Annotated in this window: 13 protein-coding genes; 6 read left to right on the top strand and 7 right to left on the bottom strand. The window is 37.0% G+C overall.

The window, feature by feature from the left end; genetic code table 11:
• The first annotated feature begins 307 nt into the window (after positions 1-307).
• Both BMX64_RS05910 and BMX64_RS05905 read left to right on the top strand, forming a co-directional pair.
• Positions 308-2,002, top strand: a complete 1,695-nt coding sequence (locus tag BMX64_RS05910) for a bifunctional metallophosphatase/5'-nucleotidase (protein ID WP_091168326.1) — start codon at positions 308-310, stop codon at positions 2,000-2,002.
• 104 nt (positions 2,003-2,106) lie between these two features.
• Positions 2,107-3,537, top strand: coding sequence for an OprD family outer membrane porin (locus tag BMX64_RS05905; RefSeq protein ID WP_091168322.1), 1,431 nt, complete (start codon positions 2,107-2,109; stop codon positions 3,535-3,537).
• A gap of 8 nt (positions 3,538-3,545) precedes the next feature.
• Here the strand turns inward: BMX64_RS05905 and BMX64_RS05900 are convergent, their stop codons facing one another.
• Both BMX64_RS05900 and BMX64_RS05895 read right to left on the bottom strand, forming a co-directional pair.
• On the bottom strand, positions 3,546-4,238 hold the full coding sequence (locus BMX64_RS05900) for a LytR/AlgR family response regulator transcription factor (protein ID WP_091168318.1): 693 nt from the start codon (positions 4,236-4,238) through the stop codon (positions 3,546-3,548).
• Entirely contained in the window at positions 4,235-5,266 is a 1,032-nt protein-coding gene (locus BMX64_RS05895) for a sensor histidine kinase (RefSeq protein ID WP_091168315.1), read from the bottom strand. The genes BMX64_RS05900 and BMX64_RS05895 overlap by 4 nt, the downstream gene beginning before the upstream one ends.
• A 163-nt stretch (positions 5,267-5,429) precedes the next feature.
• Here BMX64_RS05895 and BMX64_RS05890 point away from each other — a divergent pair, with 163 nt between their 5' ends.
• Genes BMX64_RS05890 through BMX64_RS05880 form a run of 3 tightly spaced genes read left to right on the top strand, consistent with a single transcriptional unit; the run spans position 5,430 to position 11,193 of the window.
• Positions 5,430-6,815, top strand: coding sequence for a TolC family protein (locus BMX64_RS05890; RefSeq protein ID WP_091168312.1), 1,386 nt, complete (start codon positions 5,430-5,432; stop codon positions 6,813-6,815).
• A 12-nt stretch (positions 6,816-6,827) separates the two neighbouring features.
• Positions 6,828-10,112, top strand: coding sequence for an efflux RND transporter permease subunit (locus BMX64_RS05885; RefSeq protein ID WP_091168310.1), 3,285 nt, complete (start codon positions 6,828-6,830; stop codon positions 10,110-10,112).
• Positions 10,102-11,193: an efflux RND transporter periplasmic adaptor subunit gene (locus tag BMX64_RS05880; protein WP_091168308.1), complete on the top strand. Its 1,092-nt coding sequence runs from the start codon at positions 10,102-10,104 to the stop codon at positions 11,191-11,193. The genes BMX64_RS05885 and BMX64_RS05880 overlap by 11 nt, the downstream gene beginning before the upstream one ends.
• A 179-nt stretch (positions 11,194-11,372) precedes the next feature.
• On the opposite strand, the gene BMX64_RS05875 is transcribed toward BMX64_RS05880, so the two are convergent.
• The 5 genes from BMX64_RS05875 to BMX64_RS05855 form a co-directional block, all read right to left on the bottom strand.
• Positions 11,373-11,558, bottom strand: a complete 186-nt coding sequence (locus tag BMX64_RS05875) for a YgaP family membrane protein (RefSeq protein ID WP_091168299.1) — start codon at positions 11,556-11,558, stop codon at positions 11,373-11,375.
• A gap of 16 nt (positions 11,559-11,574) precedes the next feature.
• Entirely contained in the window at positions 11,575-11,880 is a 306-nt protein-coding gene (locus BMX64_RS05870; RefSeq protein ID WP_091168296.1) for a hypothetical protein, read from the bottom strand.
• Between the two features lie 25 nt (positions 11,881-11,905).
• A complete protein-coding gene (locus tag BMX64_RS05865; RefSeq protein ID WP_091168293.1) occupies positions 11,906-15,127 on the bottom strand; it encodes an efflux RND transporter permease subunit in 3,222 nt (1,073 codons plus the stop codon).
• A gap of 97 nt (positions 15,128-15,224) precedes the next feature.
• Positions 15,225-16,304 (bottom strand): efflux RND transporter periplasmic adaptor subunit, encoded by a 1,080-nt coding sequence (locus BMX64_RS05860; protein ID WP_091168290.1) that lies wholly within the window; start codon positions 16,302-16,304, stop codon positions 15,225-15,227.
• Positions 16,305-16,363: 59 nt separating this feature from the next.
• Positions 16,364-17,677, bottom strand: coding sequence for a TolC family protein (locus tag BMX64_RS05855; protein WP_091168287.1), 1,314 nt, complete (start codon positions 17,675-17,677; stop codon positions 16,364-16,366).
• 643 nt (positions 17,678-18,320) lie between these two features.
• On the opposite strand from BMX64_RS05855, the gene BMX64_RS05850 reads away from it, so the two are divergent.
• Positions 18,321-18,944, top strand: a complete 624-nt coding sequence (locus BMX64_RS05850; protein WP_091168285.1) for an MCP four helix bundle domain-containing protein — start codon at positions 18,321-18,323, stop codon at positions 18,942-18,944.
• The last annotated feature ends 6 nt before the right edge of the window (positions 18,945-18,950 follow it).

Genomic DNA, 18,950 nt, shown 5'->3' with positions numbered 1-18,950 from the left:
ATATTTCTAAAAAACCAGTCGATCATCCTTTTGGACCTTTTTCAGATAGGTTTACGGAAATCCAACATAAATTCGGGCCTTTCAAACCGATAAAACAAGCAAAAAAGAAATTAGAAGAAGCTAATAAAAAATTAAAAAATAACCAAAAAGCAACACAGTCCTAAAACAGAATATGTATGTCGGCAATGCTTGAATTATTAAAGAATAAAGGTAGATTTTAGATCAATTTTAAAATTTCGTACCGTTAATTGGGCTGTGGACTTTTACTTTAAAATCTATTAAAAACTGAATCAAAAAAACTAAAAATATGAGCAATAACAGAAGAAATTTTCTAAAATCTGTAGGAACATTAAGTTTGGGTGCTGCCATTATTTCGCCCCTTTCTGCTATTGCAAATACAGATGACACCGAAGTAATGAAATTGGATGCAGCAATTGACCGAAGCAAACCTCAAACAATTTCTATTCTTCAAACTACCGATGTGCATTGCCAAATTCATCCGCACGATGAATTATTTTGGGAAAATGGGAAAGCGGTTTTCAGAAAAACAGGCGGTTACGCTTATATGGCAACGATGCTGAAGCAGTTAAAAAAGAAAAACCCAAACACCTATATCATTGACACTGGCGATATGTTTCAGGGCAGCGAATTAAGTGTAGAAACTACCGGTGAAGCTTTTGTTCCTATTCTAAATGCATTAGATTACGATTTGTACTTACCCGGAAACTGGGAAGTAATTTATGGAAAAAAGAGAATGCAAACCCTTTTAGGTTCTCTGGATGCACCAAAAATCTGTACGAATATGTACCACGATTTAGGCGACGGAAAACGAGGCGAACTTATTTTTCAACCCTATACGATTTGGAACATAGCCGGAGCAAAAATTGGTTTTTTAGGCTACACCGATCCTTTGGTTCCGTTGCGACAGAGTCCAAATTACAGCAAAGGAATCATCTATACCAATCCCGAAGAAAATTTGGCTCATTACGTGGATGTACTTAGAAATCAGGAACAATGCAGCTATGTAATTATGATTGCACACCTTGGTTTATCGCAACAAATAGCATTAGCAAACCACCCCGAATGTGAGGGTGTCAATTACATTTTAGGAGGTGATACACACGAAAGGGTCCGCAAACCAATAGTTTGTAAATATTCAAAAGTGGTAGAGCCGGGAGCATTCGGTTCCTTTATTGGAAAATTAGATTTGACCATTCTCAACGGAAAAGTCATTGATGACAGCTATGAACTACTCGAAGTTGATTCACCAAAAATAAAACCCGATGTTAAAATTGAAAAATTATTGAAAGAAAAAGAATCCGTTTATCAAGAAAAAATCAATCAGGTTATTGGTTACAGCACAATTCCTTTGTACCGCTATTTTGTGGTAGAAAATCCCATTGACACAATGATTTTAAATGCTTTGCACTGGAAATTTCCTGAAATTGACATTAATCTTTCTAATGGATTCCGTTTTTGTCCACCTAAAACAACTCCGGATGAAACCGGAAATATTCCCATCACAAACGGATTTATTTTTGATATGTTACCCGTTGACAGCACGGTAAGAACAGCAAAAGTAACTGGAAAACAATTGAAAAACTGGCTAGAAAAAGAATTAAACAATGTTTTTGCGCAAGACGCTTCGAAACGTTTTGGCGGTTGGGTAGTGAAGTTTAAAGGAATGGAAGTACGCTTTAACGCTTTTGCAGAATTAGACAAAAGAGTGCAAAGCATTACGGTTAAAAATACGCCATTAGATCCTGAAAAAATATATTCAATCATGGCCTGCGAGCGTGACGGCGATCCTGTGGACATGCTTTGCAGAATGAAAGGTGTTATGGATGCCAAAAATACCAATGCAACTTTGCATTCGGTAATGAAAGACTATTTAAAACAAAACTCTCCTGTTACGCCTACACCACAAAAAAACGCTATCATTCTTGATGCTCCAGAAACCCTATTAACTCAAGTTACTGGCGTTGATTATACGTTTAGATAGTATTCTGACTTTTTAATTTCTTATATAATTTACCCAACTGTGATAAATGTTACCTACATTTATTACCGTTGGGTTTATTTTTGTCAAAAATTAAAGACTTACAAATGAAATCTTTTTTCTCTATAATAATTTCAACTTTTTTACTTTTAATAAGTATCCATGCATCGGCACAACATCAGGAAATCTCCGATAAGCCAACCGTTTGGAAAGAAAAAAGCGATGAGAAAATTGATTCCACCTCAATTTTAAATGCTTTTAAAAACGGAAACTTCAGTGGTCATTTTCGTTATTTTTTTATGGATACCAACAATGAAAATGGCTTAACCGATTATTATGCCAATGCAATTGGTGGCGGCGTAAAGTTTGAAACCGCTAAATTCCATAATTTCCAATTTGGTGTCAGCGGCTATTACATTTATGATATTGGATCCTCTGATTTTTCTAAAAAAGACCCGGTAACAAATCTATCTAACAGATACGAAGTGGCACTTTTTGATTTTCAAAATGTCTCAAGTAAAGGCAATTTAAGCCGCTTAGAAGAATTATATTTAAAATACAACTTCAAAAATTCTAATGTAACCCTTGGAAAACAACTGCTAAATACGTCATTCATAAACTTGCAGGACGGCAGAATGCGGCCTACGGAAGTAGATGGAATTTGGATTGATTTTAATGAAGTCAAAAAAACTAAAATTAATGTGGGTTACCTATACGGGATTTCGCCTCGAAGCACCATGAAATATTTCAGAGTTGGAGAATCTATAGGGATATATCCAACTGGCTTGAATCCTGATGGAACAAAATCCGATTATTCAGGAAATCTAGACAGCGACGGGATTTATATTTTAGGTGTACAAAATGAATCAATAAAAAATTTAAAAACACTTTTATGGAACCAATATGCTGAGAATATATTCAATTCGGCATTGTTTCAAATGGACTATAAATACGATTTAAATCCAAATTCAAAACTGCTTTTCGGATTTCAGACGATATACCAAAACGCACTAAATTTTGGTGGAAATGAAGATCCAAGCAAAACCTATTTTGAAAAAAATGGCAATTCTCAAACTTTTGGAGGAAGATTAGGCTGGCAAAATAAAAAAATAGAAATTACTTTAAATTACAACCGAATAACGGCCAAAGGCAGGTATTTAATGCCCCGAGAATGGGGACGAGACCCGTTTTACACCTTTATGGCCAGAGAACGAAATGAAAGTTTTGGAGATGTACATGCGGTAATGACTAAAATACAATATACGAATCCAAAAAAGACATTCAAATCTCATCTGGCTGTAGGTTATTTTGATTTGCCGGATGTAAAAAACGTTGCAATGAATAAATATGGATTGCCTTCTTATATACAAACCAATGCTGATATTCGCTACCAATTTCAGGGAATGTTAAAAGGTTTTGATGCGCAATTATTGTATGTGCACAAGTTCAATGTGGGAGAAACCTATGCTAACAAAAATTATATTTTCAATAAAACCAACATGAGTAATATCAATTTTATACTCAATTTCAATTTTTGATCTGTAGACTATTTTAGATTTAATCGCTCCGTCAATGCCCTTCTATAAGTAATGCCTACCGGGATTTTCTCGTTATTAATGATGACCGTATTCCGCTCCCAATCCTTAATTTTAGCAATGGCTACTATGTAGGATTTATGAACCCGCATGAAAAGTTCCGAAGAAAGACTATTTTCCAGTTCATTAGTGGTTATTGAGGCAAGATACACTTTTTTTAAGGTGAAAATTTTGACATAATTACCGCAGCTTTGGGCAAAAAGAATATCATTTACATTCAAATCAAATAGGAATCCATCAATTTTCACTGAAATAATCGGGTTCATTATTTCCGTCTTTTCATCAGTGTAAGTGGAAAAGAAGCGCTCCATAGATTTTAAAAAACGCGGGAAATAAATGGGCTTTAGCAGGTAATCAAACACGCCGAATTCATAACTTGCCAATGCAAATTCCGAATAAGCCGTGGTCAGAATTGTTTTGGGCGGATCAGTCAGCGTTTGTAAAAGTTCCAGACCAGAAATTTCCGGCATGTCAATGTCTAAAAACATCAAATCGACAGGATTCGACCGAAGATAATTTAAGGCTTCAATACTGTTGTAACACTGTTGCACCAACTCCAACTGCGGGTTTTGGCTGATATAATTCACCAACACATAATGCGCAGCAGGTTCATCATCTATAATAATACATTTTCGTATAGTCATACCCTTTTGAGTTCAATTTCTAAATTAACAGTGTAATCTCGATCGTTTTGCGTGATTTTTAGATGGTGTTTTTTCGGATATACAATTTCCAATCTTTCTCTCGTATTTTTCAGACCGATTTTGGTAGAAACCACTTCTTTTTTATGGTGAGGAACCGAATTGGCTACTTTCAAATGCAATTTTCCTTTGATCACCTTTATATGAATAGTTACAAAACACTTTTCGATGGTAGCGGTGCCATGCTTAAAAGCGTTTTCAATAAAAGTGATTAAAACCATCGGTGCAATTTCATACTTTCCTTCCTGATTGCATTCGTAATCAAAATCAATTCGGCAGCGATAGCCTACTCTTTCTTTTTCCAGCTGGATGTAACTGGAAATAAATGCAATTTCATTTTCTAATGAAACAAATTCTTTGTTCCCCTGCTCCACCTGATACCGCATCAGCTGCGAAACTTCCATAATCATTTCCGAAGTGCGTTCCGGATATTGCAGGCTAATTCCGTAAAGTGTATTCATCGTATTGAACAAAAAATGGGGATTAAACTGGTTCTTTAAAGCATTAAGCTGAACCTGATTGGACAACAATATTTTGTTTGCTTCCTTTTTTTGTGCTCTGTAATGTTCTAAAATCTGTATGGTTCCCAAAATACAAACTAGCGTTCCAGTCAGGGTAGCAAACTGAAACTGATACGTTTTTTGATGGGAAGATTTGTATAAAAAGCAATTTTTGTAAATAAAATCGGTTGAAACTTGATATAAAAAGACCGTAAATAATGCTATTAACCCGACAGTAAAAATTATATATAAAACCGGTTGATGTTTTTTTAATAAAACCGGAAGCAGAAAAACGCGATTGAGCTGTGCATGAAAATACAGCACAAAAAAATAAAGCAAACCATTACTAAAACCTTTCCAACTTTGTATAAAAACCCAGTCGTTGAGTGTAAAAAGGATAAAAGAAAAAACCAAAATAGCCGTTTCCTGCTCCCATTTATTTTCTAAAATCGGTTTAAATCTCCATTTCATTGCTCTTTAATTAAAGTATCAAAGGAACGACATATAATTTGAATAGACACTGATTGAGTGACCAATTCAATTCATCATTTATAAAAAGTGTTCGTCATTTATAACCGTCCAGAAAGAAGTACTCAGGCTAGTTTTGCAATTCAAATTTATTGATAATATGATAATGAAAACAAAAAAACTAACCCTTTTTCTATTTCTGGTTTTCTTTTCCAAAGGGTTTTCACAGACGCTTCCGCTAAAAGAGGCGCTGGAAAACGGAATTGCCAATTACGGAATGATAAAAGCAAAAAGCAACTATGCCGATGCTTCCAAAGAAACGATCAAACAGGTTCGCAGAGAATATCTGCCCAATGTTACGCTCTCTGGACAACAGGATTTTGGAACCGTTAACGGCCAAAACGGACCGCTTTATGGTTTTGGAGGACTCGGAGTGGCTTCCTCGGGACTTCCGTTGGAAAAGCAAAATTGGAATGCAGCTTTTGGTGCCTTGTATCTGGTAAATGTCAATTGGGATTTTTTCACTTTTGGAAGAATGAAACAAAAAATCAATCTGTCCAAAGCGGATTCCCAGCGTTACGAAAAAGATCTGAATCAGGAAAAATTCCAGCATAAAATTAAAATCGCATCCGCTTACCTCAACTTATTGGCGAGTCAGCGATTATTGATTTCCCAAAGAAAAAATCTGGAACGCGCCATGGTCTTTCAGAATATTGCAGCGGTAAGAGTAAAAAACGGACTCTTGGCCGGAGTAGATTCTACACTGGCTTCCGCTGAAGTTTCCCGATCCAAAATCACACTGAACCAAGTAAAAGACGAGGTTAAGGAACAAAATAACAAACTCATCGCGCTGATGGGCGTTTCCATACAGGATTTTGTGCTCGATACTACTTTTGTCACGACAATACCAAAGGCAATACTAGCACAGGAAACCTCAAATGAAAGTTTGAATCCGATATTGGAATATCATAAAAGCAGGGTAGCTTTCAGCGAACAACAGCTTCGACTTTTTAAAAAAGAATACTTTCCCACCTTCAGTTTATTTGGGATCTATCAAGCCCGGGCTTCCGGTTTTAACTCCGATTATGCCGCAAATCAGAACTCTTTTTCCCAAAATTATTTAGACGGCATTGATCCTTCAAGACAAAATTACCTATTCGGCGTTGGCGTTACCTGGAACCTGACCACTATTGCTCGGGTGAGTAAAAAAGTCAGTGCCCAGAAATTGATTTCCGAAGGTTTACAGGAAGAATACAATGTAATCGACCAGCAATTAAAAATTCAGTCGGATGCGGCTGATGCCAAAATAAAATATGCTTTGGAAAATTATGTTGAAGCTCCAAAACAGGTTCAGGCAGCACAACAGGCCTATTTGCAAAAAACCACTTTGTATAAAAACGGAATGACCAATCTCCTCGATGTTACACAGACTTTATACACATTGAACCGCGCGGAAACTGACCGCGATATTATTTATGCGAATGTCTGGCAATCGCTTTTGATGAAAGCGGCAGCCACGGGAGATTTTGACTTATTTATCAATGAATTTTAATTATTTAAAACAATGAATTTAATACGTTTTGCCCTTCGCAAACCCATCTCGATAATGGTGCTGGTTGCCGGATTATTCTTTTTCGGAATTGGTGCCGTCCGTGATATCAAAGTGGATATTCTGCCCGAAATGAATCTTCCCGTTATCTATTTGGCCCACTCCTTTGCGGGTTACACGCCCAATCAGATGGAATCCTATTTTGCCAAAAACTATGTCAATGTAATGATTTTAGCCAATGGTGTAAAAGATATCGAGACCAAGAATATTCAGGGGCTCACGCTGATGAAAGTGACTTATTATGAAGGCACAAATATGGCTCAGGCCGCTTCTGAAATCAGTGCGCTGTCCAACAGAATCCAGTCCCGATTTCCTCCGGGTTCCCAGCCTCCGTTTATCATTCGGTTTGATGCTTCCTCGTTGCCCATCGGTCAATTGGTTTTGAGCAGTAAAACCCGTTCCAATAATGAACTGCAGGATTTGGCTAACGTATATGTACGGGCTTCGTTCACGGCTATTCCGGGATTGTTGTCGCCACCCCCTTTTGGCGGAAGCCCCAGAACTATTGAAATTAATGTAGATCCCGATTTGCTTCGTGCGCATCAGTTGACAGCCGATCAAATTGTGGAAGCCATCCGTACCAATAATAAGACGGCTCCTTCAGGAAACCTGAGAATTGGGGATATCAACTACATCATTCCTACGAACAGTACCATTAAAGAAGTGAAGGATTTTGAAAAAATACCTTTATTCAAAGGCGGTGTCCAGAATTTATATCTTGGTGATGTGGCGCAAGTGAAAGATGGCGCCGATATTACTGCCGGCTACGCTTTGGTCAATGGAAAGCGCTCCGTTTACATAAGTATTGCGAAGGCCGGCGATGCATCGACTTGGGATGTAGTCCAAAAATTAAAAGCACATCTCCCAAAAATCCAGAGTACTTTACCCGATGATGTCACACTATCGTATGAATTTGACCAGTCGGTTCATGTGATTAATTCCTTGAAAAGTTTAATTATCGAAGGAATAATCGGTGCCGTTCTTACAGGGCTGATGGTTTTATTGTTCCTTGGTGATCGAATAGCAGCATTGATTGTGATACTTACCATACCCATTGCGATTATTTCGGGTGTGTTATTCTTAAAACTATTCGGACAAACCATCAATCTGATGTCTTTAAGCGGTCTGGCTCTTGCTATTGGAATCCTGGTAGATGAAAGTACGGTAACCATCGAGAATATCCATCAACATTTGGATATGGGCAAACCCAAGGCCTTGGCTATTTGGGATGCCTGTAAAGAAATAGCCTTGCCCAAGTTGCTGATCCTGCTGTGTATTTTGGCCGTTTTTGCACCTGCATTTACGATGACCGGAATTCCCGGTGCCTTATTTCTTCCGTTGGCTTTAGCGATTGGATTTTCAATGATTATATCCTTTTTACTTTCGCAAACCTTTGTTCCGGTGATGGCCAACTGGCTGATGAAAGCGCATCCAAAAAAAGAGCATTCGTCGAATATTACCGATGACGAAGCGGAGTTTAATGCATCCGGACTGACTATAGAATCCGAGGAAGACACTTTTGACCAGAAAAAAATCTTGGTTCAAAGAGCCGATTTTAACAATGACGGCAAAATCAACTTTTTTGAACGATTCAGAAACCGATACATGCGATTCATCAATCGGCTTTTTGACTATAAAAAACCGGTTACACTGGTATATCTTTTCCTATCGGCCGGTTTGGTATTACTGCTGTTAAATACTATCGGGCAGGATGTATTCCCAAAAGTCAATTCAAGTCAATTCCAATTGAGACTGCGGGCGCCGGACGGAACCCGTTTGGAAAGTACCGAAGATAAAGCAATAATGGTACTCAACGAACTGGAAAAAATGATTGGCAAAGAACATGTTGCGATATCCTCCGTTTATGTGGGTCAGCATCCAGCCATATTTTCCGTTTCACCCATCTATTTGTTTACTGCCGGACCTCATGAGGCGGTTTTCCAAATTGGATTGAAAGACTATCATGTGGATATGGATGTTTTCAAAGATGAATTTCGCCAACGAATTAAAAAAATACTTCCCGATGTCAAAATTTCTTTCGAACCCATCGAACTGACGGACAAAGTGCTGAACCAGGGTTCCCCTACTCCAATTGAAATCAGGATAGCCGGAAAAAATAAAAAGCGAAATGAAGCCTATGCCAAGAAACTCATCGCAAAACTGAATAAAATTGACTATTTGAGAGATATTCAGATTGCCCAGCCCATAAAATATCCAGCGCTGGACATTACTATTGACAGAACTCGTGCCGCTCAATTAGGAATTGACATGAACGACATTTCGCGTTCCCTGATTGCTTCCACTTCTTCGTCCCAATATACCGAAAAGAATATCTGGGTAGATGAAAAAGCTGGATTCTCCTATAACGTTCAGGTTCAGGTGCCTTTAAACAAAATGAAAAGTGAAAATGATCTGAAAGAAATTCCGTTACTTAAAAATGCATCCCGTCCGGTTTTAAGTGATGTAGCCACGATTACCCCTTCTTTTACCTATGGGGAAAACGACAATATTGGTGCCATGCCTTATATTTCAGTGACAGCAAATATGGATCATGTTGATTTGGGAACCGCTTCCAAAGCTGTTCAGCAAAGCATTGACTCTCTTGGGGAACTTCCCAGAGGATTGTTCATAGAGCAAATTGGTTTAAGCACCGTTTTAAAGGAAACTATGAGCAGTCTGCAGACTGGTTTATTGATTGCCGTAATGGTTATTTTCCTGATGCTTGCTGCAAATTTCCAGTCTTTCAAAATTTCATTGGTCATCTTAACCACGGTTCCCGCCGTTGTTTTAGGTTCCTTATTGCTACTTGTGATTACAGGTTCTACTTTGAATTTGCAATCGTACATGGGAATTATCATGTCGGTGGGTGTTTCTATTGCCAATGCCGTTCTGATCATTACCAATGCAGAACAGCTGCGAAAACACAACGGTAATGCGTTACAATCGGCACGTGAGGCCGCTTCGTTGAGACTGCGTCCCATTATTATGACCAGTATTGCCATGATTGCCGGAATGCTCCCGATGGCAATCGGACATGGAGAAGGCGGCGATCAGATTTCCCCGCTAGGAAGAGCCGTGATTGGCGGATTGGTATTTTCAACCTTTACTGTACTTCTTGTATTACCGCTCATTTTCGCCTGGGCAATGGGTAAAACTCCGGTACACTCTTTATCCTTAGATCCAGAAGACAAGGAAAGCCAACATTATATCTCATCTTTACACCCTCAAAATGAAAAATAAATTATTCAAAAAATCGTTTCTGTTTGTAGTCCTAGCCACTGTTTTAACTGCCTGCAATACTTCTGAAAAGAAAGAAATTGCAGCTATAGAAACCGCTCCGGTTATCGAAACCTTTACCATCAGTAAAGAAAAATTAGCTACTGAACTCCGCATTCCGGCCGAACTGACGGGTTTTCAGCAAGTGGATATTTATGCCAAAGTGAGCAGTTTTGTCAAAGAACTCAAAGTTGATATTGGTTCTCAGGTTAAAAAAGGACAATTACTCCTCATTTTAGAAGCGCCAGAAATCAGTTCGCAATTGGCGGCAGCACAATCCAGACAGCTTTCGCAAAAAGCTATTTATACTGCCAGCAAAAGCACTTTCGACAGGCTTTTTGAAACCAGCAAAATAGAAGGAACGATTTCCAAAAATGATCTGGAACAGGCTGCTGCCCGTAAAAATTCCGATTATGCACAATATCAGGCAAGCCAAGCGGCTTATAAAGAAATTACGATTATGAAAAGCTACCTAGTAATCCGTGCGCCTTTTGACGGAATCATCACAGCCAGAAATGTAAATCTGGGAACCTTTGTTGGATCTTCGGGAAAAGGATCGGAATTCCCTTTGTTTACGCTTCAGCAACAGAATAAATTGCGTTTATCGGTCTATGTACCTGAAATTTATACCGGCTATCTGACTGTTGGTGATGAATTGATTTTTAATGTAAAATCTATTAATAACGAGACCTTCCATGCAAAAATAGCCCGTATGTCCGGCGCTTTAGACAGCAGGCTTCGATCCGAACGTGTAGAATTGGATGTTTTGAATACCTCTAAAAAACTATTGCCGGGAATGGTTGCCGAAGTACTTTTGCCCTTAAAATCAAAAGACAACAATTATGTAGTACCCAAATCAGCTGTGGTGACTTCCAGTGATGGTGTCTATGTATTTATAGTAGAGAATAATAAAATGAAAAGAACAGCCGTTCAGAAAGGCCGAGAATTGAAAAACCGTGTTGAAATTTTTGGAAATATTCCTGAAAATTCGATACTGGTAAAAGTAGCTTCAGAAGAAATGAAAGACGGTACGGCGGTAAAGTAATCAAAAATAAATTTGTAATAATTGAAAAATCACATCCATTATCTTTGAATCCATCCAATTTTAAACAAAATGAGCCCGATGCAATATCAAGCTCATTTTGTTTAAAATTAATTATAATTTTGTCCAATCTTTTTTGGTTCAGTCTGATCTTCAATTTTTTATATTGATTGAATTGCTTATTAATCTTTTACTTCTAATTTTTCTAAAATAGTATCCATCAAGCACCATTTAGTAATAGAAGATTGCATCAAATTAGCACCAACAAAAGCTGTAAACCACAACCAATTTTGATTGACATATATAGCCAAAAGTAAACTTATTAGTATAAAAATTCCAGCAACACCTCTTACAATTCTATTTTTCATATTTGTAGTTTATTAATTAATTTGATTTTTCGATGTTCAAAACAGCGATGTGAATATGCGATACCGTTTCTTGTTTACTGTTAAAGGAAGAAACTAAATCGAATAATGGATCTACATTTTCCTTTTTTACAAAAGCATAAAAAAGAATGGATTCGGTTTCGTTTATTTCGCTGGCAAACCAATTGTTTTCTACAGCTTCTTCCGAAATGTCTTTATATCCTTTTACTTCTTTGTAACTAAAGGTTTTTACTTCAGCTTGTTTCAATATTTTTTTGATGTCTTTTTCAAATGCTGAAATGGCGGTTATGATGAGTAGTTTCATGAGATATTTAGTTCTAAGTTAGGAATTAGATTTTTTTTTCATCGGCTTCATTTGTGGATGATTCCCATTTTTTTCTTTCAGTGATGTAATAAATCAAAGGCACAACAAGCAAGGTCAATACGGTGGAAACAATTGCACCGGCTACCAATGAAATTGCCAATCCTTGGAAAATTGGGTCAAACAAAATGATAGAAGCTCCAATAACAACGGCTCCAGTGGTTAATAGAATCGGAGTGGTTCGAACGGCTCCAGCTTCAATAATAGCTTGTTTTAATGGCACGCCATCGTTTAGTCGGATTTCTATAAAGTCAATCAACAAAACTGAGTTTCGAACCATTACACCAGCCAAAGCAATCATACCAATAAAAGAAGTAGCTGTAAAATAAGCGTTCAATACCCAGTGCCCCAATACAATCCCAATTAACGAAAGCGGAATCGCCAACATCATCACCATTGGTGTTTTGAAGTTTTGGAACCAGCCCACAATCAACATATAAATAATAACAATAACCACCATAAACGCTACTCCTAAATCACGGAAAACTTCCAAAGTGATTTGCCATTCGCCATCCCATTTAACGGTAAAATCACTTTCATCCGTTGGTTGTTCCATATACAGTTCGTTTACTTTGTAACCAGCTGGCACCTTCATTTTAGACAATTTCTCGTTCATTCCTAAAATAGCATATACAGGACTTTCCAGCGCTCCAGCCATATCAGCAGTTACATACACCACGCGTTTTTGGTCTTTTCTGTAAATGGTTTTTTGTAACGTATCGCGAACTACTTTTACTAAATCACTCACCGGAATCATATTGCCTTGGCTTCCCTTGATTTTAAGGTTTTGAATGTCTTGTAAACTCGTTTTGTCTTTATCGTCAAGCGAAAGAACGATTCCTACATTATCATTAGAATTCTCATCATACAAATTCGAAACCGGATATTCTTTCAATAAATACGTCAAATTTCCAACGACTTGTTGTGGTGCAATACCGTTCAACATGGCTTTCTCTTTGTCGATTTCCAGTTTATATTCCGTTTGATTGTCCTCAACCATCCAATCAATATCCACAATATCTGAAGTGTTTTCCAAAATCGTTTTCACTTGTTTGGCTACTTTTATTTGGTCTTCATAATTTGGACCATAAATTTCAGCTACTAATGTTGATAATACAGGAGGTCCTGGTGGCACTTCAATCAATTTCACATTTGCTCCATATTTTTTGGCAATTTTCTGAATTTCAGGACGCATCGCTTTGGCAATATCATGACTTTGCAAATCACGCTCTTCTTTGTGTAATAGGTTTACTTGAATATCCGCCATATTGCTTCCGCCACGCATATCGTAATGGCGCACTAATCCGTTAAACGTAATAGGAGCCGATGTTCCAATATAATTTTGGTAGTTCACCACTTCTGGTTTGGTCGATAAATACTGTGCAATTTCTTTGGACACAGCTGAAGTTCGTTCCAGAGTTGTTCCTTCGGGCATATCAATTACAACTTGAAATTCATTTTTATTGTCGAAAGGCAGCATTTTTACCACTACTGATTTCGTAAAAAACATTAATACCGAACCAGATAACAACACCACAGTAACCGCCAAAAGAATTCTTCTTTTAGAACTGCTTTCTAAGAACGGTCGCTCCAGTTTGTTGTATAATTTATAAATGCGGCTGGTTTCCATTCCTTCGGCATGTTTGTGTTCCTGCTCGTCTTTTTCCTGAAGCAAATGATACCCCAAATAAGGTGTCACCGTCAAAGCCACGAACAAAGAGAGAATCATCGCAATCGAAGCACCAATAGGCATCGGACTCATATAAGGCCCCATCATTCCGGATACGAAAGCCATTGGCAAAATAGCCGCAATAACCGTAAATGTTGCTGAAATTGTTGGGTTTCCTACTTCGTTTATCGCATAAATCGCCGCTTGTTTAAACGGCAGTCGCTTCATTTTGAAATGTCGGTGCATGTTTTCGGCAATGATAATACTGTCGTCCACCACAATTCCGACTACAAAAACCAAGGCAAAAAGCGTAATTCTATTTAAGGTATATCCCAATAAATAATAAGCAAACAAGGTCAAAGCAAAGGTTAAGGGAACGGAAAAGAATACCACTAATCCACCGCGCCATCCCATGGCCAGCATTACTAAAACCGTAACGGCTATAATGGCAATTCCTAAGTGCAATAACAATTCGCCTACTTTGTCAGATGCGGTTTCTCCATAATTTCGGGTTACTTCCACATGAACATCGTCGGTTATAATAGAGTGTTTTAAATGTTCTATTTTTTCCAAAATCTTTTCGGAAATCTTCATGGCATCGGCACCTTTTACTTTTCCAATAGAAATGGTTACAGCTGGATATTCTGATTTGGCAGTTTTGAATTTTTCATTGGCTTTTCCATACCCAAAAGACACATAACTTCTAGCGGTAGAAGGCCCGTCTTGAACTTTTGCGACCTGTTTTAAATAAACCGGCATGTTTTTATTAACGCCAACAACCAAGTTTTCTACATCTTCCGCATTCGATAAAAATTGTCCGGTTGTAACCAGATATTCTTGGTCATTTTGTACAAAAATCCCTGATTGTGAACTGCCGTTATTGGCTTGAATCATTTGCATAATACCCAAAGCATCCACGCCATTTTCGGCCATTTTATCTTTGTCTAGAATCACTTTTAGTTCGCGATTACTGCCACCAATTTCTTTGGTAATGGCAACGTCTTTTACTTTTTCAATTTCCGAAGTCACTTCTTCGGCAATTTGGCGCAACTGAAAATCATCTTGTTTTTCGCTCCAAAGCGTAATTCCTAACATAGGAACATCATCAATAGAACGCGTTTTTACCATCGGTTTATAAACGCCCTGCGGAAACATATCCTCGTGTTTCGCCAATTCGTCATATAATTTCACATACGAACGCTCCACATCCTGACCTACATAAAACTGGACAATCAACATGGCTTGGCCATTCATCGCCATCGTATGCACGTGTTCAACGCCTTTGATATTCGAAATAATTTTCTCTAATGGTTTTGCCACACGGCTTTCTACTTCTGTAGGACTTGCTCCCGGATAACCCACCATAACGTCAGCCATCGGCACATTAATCTGTGGTTCTTCTTCCCTAGGAATCAAAAACGAACTGTACACGCCAATAATCATCAAAGCCACCATCAACAAAATAGTTAGTTTCGAATTGATGAAAAAATGGGCTATTTTACCTGAAATACCTTCTTGCATTTTATTTTTTGTTTAAAGTTTAAAGTTTTAGGTTGTTCCCCAAAACTGAACACTATTTCTTAATTACTGATTACTGCGACTGCAACCTGAACACTCATTACTGTATACGAACTAAAGCTCCATTATATAATTTCCCATCTGCCGAAATAATATATTGCTCATTTGATGCTAATCCAGATAATACTTCTACTTGATTCCCAAAGTTTTTACCCGTTCGCAACCATCTTAAAATGGCTATATTTCCTTCGCCAATGGTATAAATTCCAGTCAATTGTCCTTGTTGCACCAAAGCTGTTTTAGGAACTAATATTCGATCCGTTTGAATGGCTTCTGTTTTATTTTCAATAGGAAATTGAACGTTGACAAACATTCCTGAAAGGACCGAACTGTCGGTTTTATCTAAATTGATTTTTACGAAATATTGTCCTCCAGTGTTCGTTGCCGAAATACTCACTTCGTTCACTTTTCCTGTTAGTTTTGTATTCGAGGATTTTACCAAAACATGCACCGGCATTCCCTTTTTGATGGAAGCAATATCATTTTCCGAAACCATCGCGGTAACTTGCAATCTCGAAGCTCCTTCTACGCTTACTAAAGGCATTCCAGGGTTTGCCATATCGCCTTCTTTTACAAAAGTATTGGTCACTGTTCCTGAAAATGGAGCCGTAATATTCGAATAAGAAAACTGCGCCATTACTTCGTTTCGCATTTGTTTGACACCTTCTAAACCGGCTTTTGCCATTTCGTAACGGGCCGTCATATCATCTAATTCTTTTTGCGAAGCACTTTGTTGTTTGAATAAATTCACGAATCGATCGTAGTCTTTTTTTGCGTTATTATAACCTGCAGTCGCTTGAAGAATACTGGCATCTACTTGTGCTTTTTTAGCTTTTAAATCGGTGTTGTTGATGCTGACCAATAATTGTCCGACACCTACTTTTTGACCCACTTCTACATGGATTTTAGTCACATAACCCATCATTCTCGTACTTAGATTGGCACTGTTTTCGGCTTCAATTTTTCCGCTTGCTGTTACAAAAGGACTATTGGTATTAGCCGAAATACCGCTTATTTTTACTGCAATAGCCGGCTCTTTTGATAAAGCTTCTTTCTTTTCTCCGTTGCAAGAAGTTAAAATAAAAAGGGATAGCGAAACGAGTGTTATTATTTTTTTCATGATTTCTAGATTGATTATTTTATGTCTTTCTTCTTTGTTCTTTCTTCTATTTTTAACTCTTACTTCGTTAAAAACTGTACATATTCCTGTGTAAAATTGTACTCAAAAACAGCTTGCAGGAATTCCAATTCCTTTTGGAACATTTGGGTTTCTGATTGCAATAAATCAGTTGTTTTTTCGAGTCCTTGGGTAAAGCGATTGCTTCGGATTCTATACGCTTCTTGTGATTGTTCCAAAATTAATTTGGATAGGTTTACTTTGTTCTCCGCATCTTTCAACTGGCGATTGGCTTTATTCAAATCCAATTGGCTTTGTGCTTTGTATTGTTGGTTTTCTATTTCTGATTTCTGGAAATCGGCTTTTGCTTTTTCCATTTTTCCAATGGATTTGTACCCATCAAATACAGCCCATGATACTTGCGCACCAACTAAATACCCTTTGGCATTCGTGCCAAATAAAGTATCATCATACCATTCGTAACTTCCAAAAGCATTCAATCTAGGCAGGAAATTCATTTTGGTGGACTGCAGCATTTTTGCGTAGGCTTCGGATGATTTATCCATAGCTTGAATGTCTTTTCTAGAGGTCGAAAGTGTGGTATTAATAGTCTCAACAACAATGCTGTTTTCTAAAGCTTCGATAGGTTTGTAGACTTTATTCGTCGTGTCTTCATTTAGAAGAAAACCCAAATAATCCGATGCGTTCTGTACATTACTTTTGGCATATTGCAATTGATTTTTGATTTCATTGACACGTACTTGAACCGAAAGTAAATCGGTTTTTTGCAGAATACCTTGTTTGAAATAATTTTCAATCAGTTTCAAATTGGCATCAACCGTAGCATTAGCTTTTTCTAAAACTTTTACCGCTTTGTAACCCAATTGCAATTGCATGAACGCTTTATTGACTTCTAGTTTCAGGTATTCTTTGGTTCGCTCCGTTTGTAATTGAAACGCTTCCATTTTAGATTTGGCCGCTTGTCTTCCGTAAAATCCATCCACATTAATCAAAGGCTGTAAAACTTCAATTTTGGTAGCGAAGTTTTGTGTTTTGGCTGGATTATTCAATAAAGCAGGATTGAAATCTGCGGCTGTTAAAATTTCCTGATTCAATTTGGAGCCAAAAGCCATCAACGGATTGGTGGTTGAAATTGCGGTATGCGAAGCGGAAATACTTGGTGAAAACAATGCATTAGATTGTCTATAATCTGCTTCTGCCGATTTGAAATCCTGATTAGTCATTTTTATTTGCAGGTTCTTATCGGACGCTTTTTGCCAAATTTCTTTTTTAGAAATAGTCAAGGTATCCTGACTAAATCCTACAGCAGAAAAGGAAAGAATTCCTAAGAGTAGTAATGTGTTTATTTGCTTCATAATAGTTTTCTCTAAATTGATGCAGTAAAGATAAATATCAGAAAATACGCAAACAGTAACTAATGTCACACAGGTTCAAAACTGTCAAACTGACCATTTAATTTAGAAACAAAGTAATTCCCCAATTTTAAAATAAATTGATTACTAAAAACTTTTGTTTTTGAAGTTGTCTCTTGTTTCTTCAGCTAATCATTACTTATGACTTGTCCAAAATTAGGTCCAACAGCGATGGAAGTATTTTCCTTAGAAATATTTCGAGTTCTACAACAGATGCTTTACAGATCATTGATGCATATTTCTCTATTGTTTTTAGTATTTAAAACATCAATAATAAAAAGGATAAGGACAAACAAAAATAATACTACAAAATACATGAGAAGTGTACTGCATTCTTGCCGTTCCAATAGCAGGGTCATTTCTGCCTTTTGTATGCTCTATTATAATCACTATACTGCTTAATTTTAAGTATTATTTTGCACATTCAGGATGCTTTCATTAAGTTGTATGTAAACTGAATTATAGTTCATAAAACGATATTTATCGATTAGTCTTTTTGGATAGTATTAGAATTGGATAATCTTTTATGTTACTGAAATAAATTCAAGACAATACCTTATATTGCAAAGTCATAAAAGCCTTTAAGATGAAAGACCTAAAAAAGTATAGTAATAAAACAAAAGCCGGTTTTATTTTACTAATTGTAATGCTTATTGTACTGTTGAGTAATTTCAATACGCTACAAAATTCCAAAAAGTCAAATGAGAATATCAATGCAATCTATAATGACCGATTAGTTGTGGGCTACTACATCTTTCAATATGCAAATCAACTTCATTTCATAAAAGCAAACGCAGTACAAATTGGACTAAATGATACCATAAAAAAGAATCAGATTACGAATGCATTAAAAAATATTCAAAATATTAATAAATTATATTTAGAAACCGTTTTAACTCCCAAAGAAAAAACATCCTTTGTTACATTTCTAACTTCTTGTAACGTTATTAATAAACAATCCAAAAAGAATAATTGGAATCAAGTATCGTACTCCTGTAATCAGGCTTTACAAACGCTGGAACTACTTTCACAGATTCAAATCGATGAAGGCAAATCAAAATTATCAAACTCAAATTCCTTGCATAAAGGCAACACTACTTTAGGGGAACTTCAGATTGCTCTATTGGTAGTTTTAGGCGGTTTCACCTTATATTTGTTAATGACTAAGAAAAATAAGATCAAAATACCACAATCACCAAGCCTGAATTAATTACAA

Source organism: Flavobacterium sinopsychrotolerans (genome assembly GCF_900110375.1).
Taxonomy (GTDB): domain Bacteria; phylum Bacteroidota; class Bacteroidia; order Flavobacteriales; family Flavobacteriaceae; genus Flavobacterium; species Flavobacterium sinopsychrotolerans.
Note: the sequence above shows the minus strand (reverse complement) of the source record. Positions and strands in the feature narration are given on the sequence as shown.

Coding starts and splice junctions, on each gene's coding strand:
- BMX64_RS05850 (WP_091168285.1), top strand. CDS start 18,321: ATGAAAGACCTAAAAAAGTATAGTAATAAAACAAAAGCCGGTTTTATT.
- BMX64_RS05855 (WP_091168287.1), bottom strand. CDS start 17,677: ATGAAGCAAATAAACACATTACTACTCTTAGGAATTCTTTCCTTTTCT.
- BMX64_RS05895 (WP_091168315.1), bottom strand. CDS start 5,266: ATGAAATGGAGATTTAAACCGATTTTAGAAAATAAATGGGAGCAGGAA.
- BMX64_RS05890 (WP_091168312.1), top strand. CDS start 5,430: ATGAAAACAAAAAAACTAACCCTTTTTCTATTTCTGGTTTTCTTTTCC.
- BMX64_RS05885 (WP_091168310.1), top strand. CDS start 6,828: ATGAATTTAATACGTTTTGCCCTTCGCAAACCCATCTCGATAATGGTG.
- BMX64_RS05880 (WP_091168308.1), top strand. CDS start 10,102: ATGAAAAATAAATTATTCAAAAAATCGTTTCTGTTTGTAGTCCTAGCC.
- BMX64_RS05910 (WP_091168326.1), top strand. CDS start 308: ATGAGCAATAACAGAAGAAATTTTCTAAAATCTGTAGGAACATTAAGT.
- BMX64_RS05900 (WP_091168318.1), bottom strand. CDS start 4,238: ATGACTATACGAAAATGTATTATTATAGATGATGAACCTGCTGCGCAT.
- BMX64_RS05865 (WP_091168293.1), bottom strand. CDS start 15,127: ATGCAAGAAGGTATTTCAGGTAAAATAGCCCATTTTTTCATCAATTCG.
- BMX64_RS05860 (WP_091168290.1), bottom strand. CDS start 16,304: ATGAAAAAAATAATAACACTCGTTTCGCTATCCCTTTTTATTTTAACT.
- BMX64_RS05905 (WP_091168322.1), top strand. CDS start 2,107: ATGAAATCTTTTTTCTCTATAATAATTTCAACTTTTTTACTTTTAATA.
- BMX64_RS05870 (WP_091168296.1), bottom strand. CDS start 11,880: ATGAAACTACTCATCATAACCGCCATTTCAGCATTTGAAAAAGACATC.
- BMX64_RS05875 (WP_091168299.1), bottom strand. CDS start 11,558: ATGAAAAATAGAATTGTAAGAGGTGTTGCTGGAATTTTTATACTAATA.